We start from the raw sequence: 9,671 nt of genomic DNA on the forward strand, positions 1-9,671 counted from the left end.
CAGACGGTCGGCGAGAAGGGGTACGACGGCCGTGCGGCGCGGGGCAGCGGCGGCGCGGGTGCCGGTGGTGACGGCCGGGCCGGGGGAGCGGCGCCGGTCGGGCCCGCTGTCCTGGGAGGTGCTGTGGCCCGCGCCCGACACCCCGGCCGCCGCCCCGGCGCAGGAGGAGCCGAACGACGCGAGCGTGACCCTCCTGGTCCGTACGGCGGGCCTGACCCTGCTGCTCCTCGGCGACCTGGAACCGCCCGCCCAGCAGGCGCTGCTGATGGCGCATCCGGCCCTGGCCCCGGTGGATGTGCTCAAGGTCGCCCACCATGGCTCGGCCTACCAGGACCCGCGGCTGATCCACCGGCTGCACCCGCGGATCGCCCTGATCTCCTGCGGCGCGGACAACCCGTATGGACATCCGTCGCCCCGCACCGTGGCGGCCCTGAGAGCCCGGGGTGCCGCCGTGCTGCGGACCGACCGGGACGGGCCGATCGCGGTGACCGGCCCGCGGCTGCGCGCGGTGGTCGGCGGGAGCAGAAGGGCCCAGCGCGGCGGCCGAAGGCCGCGGGGCGGCGGCGGGCCCCAATTCGTCGTCCGAGCACGGTGGTTCGCGCAGGGCACAGTAGGTTGCTGGCGCGGACTCAGTCGGTTTCGAAAGGAAGCTTGCTCATGTCGCTCGAACAGTGGACCAAGGTCGATGACTACTTCAACGGCCTCCTGGCACCGTCGGATCCGGCCCTGGACGCCGCCCTGGAGCACAGCGAGTCCGCCGGGTTGCCGCCGCATCAGGTGGCGCCCAACCAGGGGAAGCTGCTGCATCTGCTGGCCCGGATCCAGGGGGCGCGCACCATCCTGGAGATCGGCACCCTGGGCGGGTACAGCACGATCTGGCTGGCCAGGGCGCTGCCCGAGGGCGGGCGGCTGGTCTCCCTGGAGGCCGACCCCCGGTGCGCGGAGGTGGCGCGGGAAAACGTGGAGCGGGCGGGGCTGGGCAAGGTCGTCGAGATCCGCACCGGCAAGGCGCTGGAGTCGCTGCCCCGGCTGGCCGAGGAGGGGGGCGGCCCCTTCGACGTGGTCTTCATCGACGCCGACAAGCCCGGCAACCCCGACTACCTCGCCTGGGCGCTGCGGCTCACCCGGCCCGGCAGTCTCATCATCGGGGACAACGTGGTGCGGGACGGGGAGGTGGCCGACCCTGCCAGCACGGACCCCCGCGTCCAGGGCGTACGGCGCTTCACGGAGCTGATCGCGGAGGAGCCCCGGCTGACGGCGACGGCGGTGCAGACGGTCGGCGAGAAGGGGTACGACGGCTTCGCGCTGGCGCTGGTCACCGGGTAGCGGAGGGGCGGGTGGCGGATGACCGGTAGCGGACGCGTGGGGGGCGGACGACCGGTGGTCGTGCGCGGGCGGGTGCCCCAGGACGCGCACGACCGGTCAGTCGGTCTCCAGCCAGCCCTCGTACTCCTCGGCCAGGGCGTCCAGCGCGGCCGGGTCCAGCCGGGCGGCCGGGTCCTCGACGACCACCAGCCACTGGGCGTCCTCGGCGTCGTCCTCACCTGCCAGGGCGTCGCGCACCAGCTGGGGCTCCTCCGCGACGCCGAAGCGCTCGGGCAGCGCCTCGGCCACCTCCTCCGCCGCGTCGCGGTCGGGGAGCACCAGCACATGCCGGAGCGGGCGCACGCCGTTCAGTCCTCCATCGATCACCGGAACATTGTCGGCCATAGCGAAGACCGGGCTGTCAGAGGTCCGTGGGATGCTGGACCGCGATGGCCAGGAAGACGACGACCGACGACCCCCTCGCCCCGGTGACCCTCGCCGTGGGCCAGGAGGACCTGCTGCTCGACCGCGCCGTGCAGCAGGTCGTGGCGGCGGCCCGTGCCGCCGACCCCGACACCGATGTGCGCGACCTCACGCCCGACGCGCTCCAGCCCGGCACTCTCGCCGAGCTGACCAGCCCGTCGCTCTTCGCGGAGCGCAAGGTCGTGGTGGTGCGCAGCGCACAGGATCTGTCGGCCGACACGATCAAGGACGTGAAGGGCTATCTCGGTGCCCCCGCCGAGGAGATCACCCTGGTGCTGCTGCACGCCGGGGGAGCCAAGGGCAAGGGACTGCTCGACGCCGCCCGCAAGGCCGGGGCGCGCGAGGTGGCGTGCCCGAAGATGACCAAGCCCGCCGACCGGCTGGCGTTCGTCCGGTCGGAGTTCCGCACCAGCGGCCGGTCCGCGACGCCGGAGGCCTGCCAGGCGCTGGTGGACGCCATCGGAAGCGATCTGCGCGAGCTGGCCAGCGCGGTGTCCCAGCTCGCCGCGGATGTCGAGGGCACGATCGACGAGGCCGTCGTCGGCCGCTACTACACGGGCCGGGCCGAGGCGTCCAGCTTCACCGTCGCCGACCGCGCCGTCGAGGGGCGGGCGGCCGAGGCGCTGGAGGCGCTGCGCTGGGCGATGGCCACGGGCGTGGCCCCGGTGCTGATCACCAGCGCCCTGGCCCAGGGCGTCCGCGCCATCGGCAAGCTGGCCTCCGCCCCGCGCGGTGCCCGCCCCGGCGATCTGGCTCGTGAGCTGGGCATGCCGCCCTGGAAGATCGACCGGGTGCGGCAGCAGATGCGCGGCTGGTCGGCGGACGGGGTGTCGATCGCGCTGCGCGCGGTCGCCGAGGCCGACGCGGGCGTCAAGGGCGGTGGCGACGATCCGGAATACGCCCTGGAGAAGGCCGTCGTCACCATCGCCCGGGCCGCCCGCGCGGGTCGTTCCTAGCCCTGCCGGCTCCGGCCCGCCAGGTCTCGGCCGCCTACTCCTTCATCTTCGCCAGGGTCGCCCGGGCGCTCTTTTCGAGCATCTCGGTGGCCTCGTCCGCCGTCATGGGGTCGTCGCTCGATGAGCTGGATACGTATTCGGACCACGTCGACTGGTAGGTCATCCAGCCCTCCCGCACGCCGAGGATCACATACGCCCCGGTGTCGCTGCTGCTGGTGCTCTGCTGGGTGACGACGTACGCCTCGTCGCCGAGGCCGTCCACCTCGCTCACCTTGTAGGTGTAGCTGGAGGTCCGCTGGTCCTCGTAACTCCGGTACTGGGCCTCGAACTCCGGCTCCGGATTGGTCTTCCGGTGCAGACCGGCCGTCGTGGAGAGCCACTCCGAGGAGTAGTCGCTGCTGGACGCGCCGGTCGGCTCGAAGTCGATCTGGCAGGTCATCGAGTCCAGGGCCGGGTCCCGGGAGGCGCTGTGCCGCGGGTTCGACGATCCGCTGGAGTCCTTCTGCTCGTATCCGGCGTCCTCGATGGCCTTGAAGTCGGTCGAGGCGCACAGATTGCGCGTGTAGGTGTAGCCCGCGAGCTCGGCCTTCGGTTCGCCGCCGAACCCTCCGGTCGCGAACACCACGCCCGCCCAGACCGCCGAGGCGACGACGGCCCCGCCGAGCGCCCACAGCCAGCCCTTCCCGCGTCCGGCACCGCCGCCGGGCGGGGGCGGCGCTGGCGCGGCGTACGGCCCGTACCCGCCGCCCATCTGCCCTCCCGGCCCTCCGGGCTGCCCGGGCCCGATGGGCCCGGGCACCGCAGGCAGCCCCGGCATGGTCGGCTGCGCGTACGCCGGGGCGTGCGGCGACGCGGCGGCGTGCGGCGGAGGCTGCGGTGGCTGTGGCGGCTGTCCGTAGGAGCCGGGCGGCGGCGCGCTCTGCTGAGGCGGCGGCTGGGACTGAGCGTTCTGCTGGGGCGGGAGCGGCGGCTGAGGCGGCTGCGGCGGCCCGTACGGATTGGGTGTCTCCCCCGGTATCGACATGACGTGAACATACCCGAAGAAACACCGAAAACCCCGCGCTGCGCAGGGACGATCCGGATACGGCCGCCCAGGGGGATCCGGGGGATCCGGACGCACAGGGGATCCGGACACAGCAATGCCCCCGGAGTGGGCCCGGGGGCATTGAACGTAGCGTGGCGTACTACGAAGGCTGTCCGTGGTCCGAGGTAGAGGGCTCGGACGTTCCCCACGGCGGGGTGGGGGCGAGGTGTCGCCCCGGTGGGTCACCCGTGCGGGTGGCCCGGAAGGGTCAGCCCTTGAGGCCGGCGATCTGCTGCGCGAGCGCCGACTTCTTGTTGGCGGCGTTGTTCTTGTGGAGCACGCCCTTGCTGACGGCCTTGTCGAGCTTGCGCGCGGCGGCGCGGGCGGCAGCGGTGGCCTTCTCGGCGTCACCGGCGGCCACGGCCTCGCGGGTCCGGCGGATGGCGGTCTTCAGCTCGGACTTGACGGCCTTGTTGCGCTGACGCGCCTTCTCGTTCGTCTTGTTCCGCTTGATCTGGGACTTGATGTTCGCCACGTAAAGAGCCTTCGCAGGTTCGTTGGTTATCGCTGTCTGTCGTGCGCTTGTGTCCCGCGCGAGAGGGGCGCGTAAGACACAGTCGGCCAGATTACCAGCAGCGCTGGTGGCCTCCCAAACCCGGAAGCGGTTGCCGTTCATGGGACCATGGGGGGACTGAGAACACCGAGTCCCGCCTAGACACAGGACGCTGCGTGCCCGCGACCCCTACCAATGTGCCGGAGCCGAGCCGTACCGACCCGGCTCTGATCCGTAACTTCTGCATCATCGCGCACATCGACCACGGCAAGTCGACGCTTGCCGACCGCATGCTTCAGCTGACCGGAGTGGTCGAGCAGCGACAGATGCGCGCGCAGTACCTCGACCGCATGGACATCGAGCGCGAACGCGGCATCACGATCAAGTCCCAGGCGGTCCGGCTGCCCTGGGCGCTCACCGAGGACCAGGCGAGCCCGGAGCCGGTCACCCATGTCCTCAACATGATCGACACCCCTGGCCACGTGGACTTCACCTACGAGGTCTCGCGTTCGCTGGCGGCCTGTGAGGGCTGCATCCTGCTGGTCGACGCGGCCCAGGGCATCGAGGCCCAGACCCTCGCCAACCTCTATCTGGCGATGGAGCACGACCTCACGATCATCCCGGTCCTCAACAAGATCGACCTCCCGGCCGCCCAGCCCGAGAAGTACGCCGCCGAGCTGGCGCACCTGATCGGCTGCGACGTCTCCGACGTGCTCAAGGTCTCCGCCAAGACCGGCGAGGGCGTGGACGAGCTGCTGGACACCGTGGTGCGGCTGGTCCCGCCGCCGGTGGGGGTCAAGGACTCGCCCGCCCGCGCGATGATCTTCGACTCCGTCTATGACGCGTACCGCGGTGTCGTGACGTACGTGAAGGTCGTGGACGGCACGCTCAACAAGCGTGAGCGCATCAGGATGATGTCCACCGGCGCCGCCCACGAGCTGCTGGAGATCGGCACCAACTCACCCGAGATGACCTCCTCCGACGGGCTGTCCGTCGGCGAGGTGGGCTATCTGATCACCGGTGTGAAGGACGTCCGCCAGTCCAAGGTCGGCGACACGATCACCCAGTTCACCAAGGGCGCCGAGGAGCCGCTGGGCGGCTACAAGGACCCCAAGCCGATGGTGTTCTCGGGCCTGTATCCGTTGGACGGCTCGGACTATCCGGTGCTGCGCGAGGCCTTGGACAAGCTCCAGCTCAACGACGCCGCGCTGGTCTACGAGCCGGAGACCTCCGCCGCCCTCGGCTTCGGCTTCCGGGTGGGCTTCCTCGGGCTGCTGCACCTGGAGGTCATCCGTGAGCGCCTGGAGCGCGAGTTCAACCTCGACCTGATCGCCACCGCGCCCAACGTGATCTACCGGGTGGACATGGAGGACGGCGCCGTGCACACGGTGACCAACCCCAGCGAGTTCCCCGCGGGCAAGGTCGACAAGGTGCACGAGCCGGTCGTCCGGGCCACGATCCTCGCGCCCAGCGAGTTCATCGGCGCGATCATGGAGCTGTGCCAGAACCGCCGCGGCGTGCTGCTCGGCATGGACTACCTCTCCGAGGACCGGGTCGAGATCCGCTACACGCTCCCGCTCGCCGAGGTCGTCTTCGACTTCTTCGACCAGCTGAAGTCCAAGACCCGCGGCTATGCCTCGCTCGACTACGAGCCCACCGGTGAGCAGGCATCCGACCTGGTCAAGGTCGACATCCTGCTGCACGGCGACAAGGTCGACGCGTTCTCCGCGATCACCCACAAGGACAAGGCGTACGCGTACGGCGTGCGGCTGGTCGCCAAGCTGCGCGAGCTGATCCCGCGGCAGAGCTTCGAGGTGCCGATCCAGGCCGCCATCGGCTCCCGGGTCATCGCCCGGGAGACCGTCCGCGCCATCCGCAAGGACGTCCTCGCCAAGTGCTACGGCGGTGACATCTCCCGTAAGCGGAAGCTGCTGGAGAAGCAGAAGGAAGGCAAGAAGCGGATGAAGATGGTCGGCAGCGTGGAGGTGCCGCAGGAGGCCTTCATCGCGGTGCTGTCCTCCGACGACGGCGGTGGCGGCGACGCCAAGGGGAAGAAGTAGTCGTAGGTGAACGGGCCCGGTGCTGAGAGAAGCGCCGGGCCCGTTGTCGTGTGACGCTCGATGCAGACCCTCATGTGAACGCACCCCTCATTTGAACTACGTGGCCCGGAACCCCTTACGCAGTACGGTTTCGGCCCTTACCCTGATCGCCACGCGAAGGTTACTCGCGAGTCACCAAGCACTGAGGCGGGACCCGGAGGATGCCGTGACCGACACCCAGAATCTGCTCGAGAACCGGCCGCCGTCCCTGGCGACGCACTTCCTCCAGCGTGTCGAGGCGACACCGGACAAGGAGGCGTACCGCTATCCCGTGCCGCCCGCCTCCGGCCGGGGTCCCGACGAGTGGCGGCCGCTGACCTGGCGCGAAAGCGCGGATCGCGTCTTCGCCATCGCCGCCGGGCTGATCGCCCTCGGCATCCGCCCCGAGGAGCGGGTGGCGCTCGCCTCCTCGACGCGCGTCGAATGGATCCTCGGCGATCTCGGCGTGCTGTGCGCGGGCGCGGCGACCACCACGGTCTACCCGAGCACCAACGCCGAGGAGACCGCCTTCATCCTCGCCGACTCCGGCAGCCGGGTCCTGATCGCCGAGGACGGCGCCCAGCTGGCCAAGGTCCGCGAGAAGCGCGACGAGCTGCCCGACCTCGCCCATGTGGTGGTGATCGAGGCCGAGGACGCGACGCCCGCCGGGGACGACCCCGAGGGCTGGGTGCTCTCCCTCGCCGAGCTGGAGAAGCGCGGTGCGGCGCACCTGGACGAGCACCCCGACGCCGTACGGGAGCGTACGGACGCGCTGCGCTCCGATCAGCTGGCGACGCTCATCTACACCTCCGGCACCACCGGCCGTCCCAAGGGCGTACGGCTGGCGCATGACTCCTGGTCCTACATGGCCATCGCCATCGGTACCCAGGAGGGGCTGCTCTACCCGGACGACATGCAGTACCTGTGGCTGCCCCTCGCGCATGTCTTCGGCAAGGTGCTGACGGCGGGGCAGATCTACGTCGGACATACGACCGCGGTGGACGGCCGGGTCGACAAGATCATCGAGAATCTGCCGGTGGTCCGGCCGACCTACATGTGTGGCGTGCCGCGCATCTTCGAGAAGGTCTACAACGGGGTGGCGCAGAAGGCCCGCGAGGGCGGCGGCGCCAAGTACAAGATCTTCCAGTGGGCGGCCGGGGTCGCCCGCGACTACGCCAAGATCTCCCAGGACAACTTCCGCCGCACCGGCAGCGCGTCCGTGCCGTTCGGCCTCAAGGCCCAGCACGCCGCCGCCGACAAGCTCGTCTACGCCAAGCTGCGCGAGGCGTTCGGCGGGCGGCTGCGCGCCGCCGTGTCCGGTTCGGCCGCGCTGGCCCCCGAGATCGGCTACTTCTTCGCGGGCGCGGGCATCAACATCCTGGAGGGGTACGGGCTCACCGAGTCCAGCGCCGCCAGCTTCCTGAACCCGCCGGACTACCGCACCGGTACGGTCGGCAAGGCGTTCCCGGGCACGGAGGTGCGCTTCGCCGACGACGGCGAGGTGCTGCTGCGCGGCCCCGGCATCATGGAGGGCTACCACGGGCTGCCCGAGCTGACCGCGCAGGTGCTGGAGTCCGACGGCTGGTTCCACACCGGCGACATCGGGGAGCTGTCGCCCGACGGCTATCTGCGGATCACCGACCGCAAGAAGGACCTGATCAAGACCTCGGGCGGGAAGTACGTCGCACCGGCAGAGGTCGAGGGTCAGTTCAAGGCGGTGTGCCCGTTCGTCTCCAACATCCTGGTGCACGGCTCCGACCGCAACTACTGCACCGCGCTGATCGCCCTCGATGAACCGACCATCATGGGCTGGGCGCAGGAGCACGGTCTGGCGGGGAAGTCCTACGCCGAAGTCGTGGACACCGCAGCGGTGCGGGAGTTGATCGACGGCTATGTGCAGCGGCTCAACGAGGGGCTGCAACGGTGGCAGACGATCAAGAAGTTCCGGCTGCTGCCGCGTGATCTGGACGTGGAGCACGGCGAGCTGACGCCGAGTCTGAAGATGAAGCGTCCCGTGGTGGAACGCGAGTACAAGGCCCTGATCGAGGACATGTACGCCGGTACGCGCGAGGCCTGACGGCAGGGTCGGCGCCGGTCCCCACCCGGCGTCGGCCCCCGCTTCCGCCACGACGTCACCCCTCGCTCGACCCCGCGCCCAACCCCCGATGCGGCCGGGGGTTCTTTACCGGAACAGGCCCGGCGTACGCACGATTTTTCCCCTCAACACAGTTAACTTGCGTGACTCGGTGCATATAACCGCGGTCCGTCTGTCACTCTGTCCGTGCCGGACACGGCGCATATGACGGAGCTTCTCAGGAGCCGCACAGTGGGGACGTCATCTTCCACCCCGTCTGCATCCGCAGGCGGGGTGGCTCTGCCGGTCGGGGGAATCGGCCCCGTCCGTACCAGCGCCTCGGCCCGCGCGAGCCTGCCCGGCAGCCCGCTCGCGGCCTCCGCCGCACGCCGGTTCGTGCGCGCCGCGCTCACCGAGTGGGTCGCGCTCGACGTACCGTCCGCCGACCGGATCACCGACCGGGTCGCGGACGAGGCCGTACTGCTGGTGAGCGAGCTGGTCACCAACGCGGTGGTGCACGCGGGCACCGCGGTCGAGGTGTGCTGCGCGCTCGATGTGTCGAGCCACGAGGGCGAACCGCCCTCCCTCGTCGTGGAGGTGACCGACCACCACCCCACCCGGGTGCTGCGCGGCGATCCGCCGGTCGACGTGGACGGCGCGGAGTGCGCCGGAGGCCACGGGCTGCGGCTCGTCGCCGAGATCGCCGAGGCGTGGGGGACGACGTACCGGCGGTCCAGCAAGACGGTGTGGTTCCAGGTGTCGGTCAGGGCCGCCGCCGACCCGGTGGTGCCCGAGGAGTCCATGGCCGGGGACCTCGCGCCCTCGTGGGCCTCGCGCGGTACGGAGATCGTCGCCCCCGCGCCGCGCCGGATGCCCGCCCGCCGCGCCGATCCGGAATGGACCCGGCACGGCGCGCTGTCCTTCCTCGCCGAGGCGTCCGACCTGCTCGCCGGGCAGTTCGACGAGGAGATGGTCACCTCGCTCGCCGGACAGCTGCTGGTGCCCCGGCTCGCGGACTGGTGCGCGATCTGGCTCGACACCGGCGGCGGGCCGCCGCGGCTGGCCCGGGTCTGGCACGCCAGCGAGAGCCGCATGGAGGGCCTCAAGCAGGTGCTGGAGAAGGAGCCGCCCCAGCTGCCCGCGACCGCGCGCGGCGGCGCGCTGGACTGGCCGTGGCCGGCCGACCCCGCGGCGTACG

Annotated in this window: 8 protein-coding genes and 1 pseudogene; 6 read left to right on the forward strand and 3 right to left on the reverse strand. The window is 70.9% G+C overall.

Going from position 1 to position 9,671, the window contains the following annotated elements:
* Positions 1–520: pseudogene (locus tag EEJ42_RS53430) on the forward strand (ComEC/Rec2 family competence protein); the annotation flags it as partial.
* 137 nt (positions 521–657) lie between these two features.
* Positions 658–1,326 carry an O-methyltransferase gene (locus EEJ42_RS38385; protein WP_123106788.1) on the forward strand — a complete coding sequence of 223 codons (669 nt, stop codon included), beginning with the start codon at positions 658–660 and terminating at the stop codon, positions 1,324–1,326.
* Positions 1,327–1,422: 96 nt separating this feature from the next.
* Here EEJ42_RS38385 and EEJ42_RS38390 read toward each other — a convergent pair whose 3' ends face one another.
* A complete protein-coding gene (locus EEJ42_RS38390) occupies positions 1,423–1,710 on the reverse strand; it encodes a hypothetical protein (RefSeq protein ID WP_123106789.1) in 288 nt (95 codons plus the stop codon).
* 44 nt (positions 1,711–1,754) lie between these two features.
* Between EEJ42_RS38390 and holA the strand changes: the two genes are divergently transcribed.
* The gene (holA, locus tag EEJ42_RS38395) at positions 1,755–2,744 is read left to right on the forward strand and encodes a DNA polymerase III subunit delta (RefSeq protein WP_123106790.1); all 990 of its coding nucleotides are present in this window, start codon (positions 1,755–1,757) and stop codon (positions 2,742–2,744) included.
* 34 nt (positions 2,745–2,778) lie between these two features.
* Here the strand turns inward: holA and EEJ42_RS38400 are convergent, their stop codons facing one another.
* Positions 2,779–3,768, reverse strand: a complete 990-nt coding sequence (locus EEJ42_RS38400) for a hypothetical protein (protein WP_246097633.1) — start codon at positions 3,766–3,768, stop codon at positions 2,779–2,781.
* 268 nt (positions 3,769–4,036) lie between these two features.
* Positions 4,037–4,303 carry a 30S ribosomal protein S20 gene (rpsT, locus tag EEJ42_RS38405; protein WP_123106792.1) on the reverse strand — a complete coding sequence of 89 codons (267 nt, stop codon included), beginning with the start codon at positions 4,301–4,303 and terminating at the stop codon, positions 4,037–4,039.
* 194 nt (positions 4,304–4,497) lie between these two features.
* On the opposite strand from rpsT, the gene lepA reads away from it, so the two are divergent.
* The 3 genes from lepA to EEJ42_RS38420 form a co-directional block, all read left to right on the forward strand.
* Positions 4,498–6,381, forward strand: a complete 1,884-nt coding sequence (gene lepA / locus EEJ42_RS38410; RefSeq protein ID WP_123106793.1) for a translation elongation factor 4 — start codon at positions 4,498–4,500, stop codon at positions 6,379–6,381.
* Positions 6,382–6,586: 205 nt separating this feature from the next.
* Positions 6,587–8,476, forward strand: coding sequence for an AMP-dependent synthetase/ligase (locus EEJ42_RS38415; RefSeq protein WP_123106794.1), 1,890 nt, complete (start codon positions 6,587–6,589; stop codon positions 8,474–8,476).
* Positions 8,477–8,767: 291 nt separating this feature from the next.
* Positions 8,768–9,671, forward strand: a 904-nt coding sequence (locus tag EEJ42_RS38420; RefSeq protein WP_246097634.1) for an ATP-binding protein, incomplete at its 3' end; no start/stop codon positions are given.

This window comes from Streptomyces botrytidirepellens (assembly GCF_003721215.1).
Lineage (GTDB): Bacteria > Actinomycetota > Actinomycetes > Streptomycetales > Streptomycetaceae > Streptomyces > Streptomyces himastatinicus.

Bases quoted from the DNA above. Each gene is read 5' to 3' on its own strand.
- EEJ42_RS38385 (WP_123106788.1), top strand. From the start codon at position 658: ATGTCGCTCGAACAGTGGACCAAGGTCGATGACTACTTCAACGGCCTC.
- EEJ42_RS38400 (WP_246097633.1), bottom strand. From the start codon at position 3,768: ATGTCGATACCGGGGGAGACACCCAATCCGTACGGGCCGCCGCAGCCG.
- EEJ42_RS38390 (WP_123106789.1), bottom strand. From the start codon at position 1,710: ATGGCCGACAATGTTCCGGTGATCGATGGAGGACTGAACGGCGTGCGC.
- holA (WP_123106790.1), top strand. From the start codon at position 1,755: ATGGCCAGGAAGACGACGACCGACGACCCCCTCGCCCCGGTGACCCTC.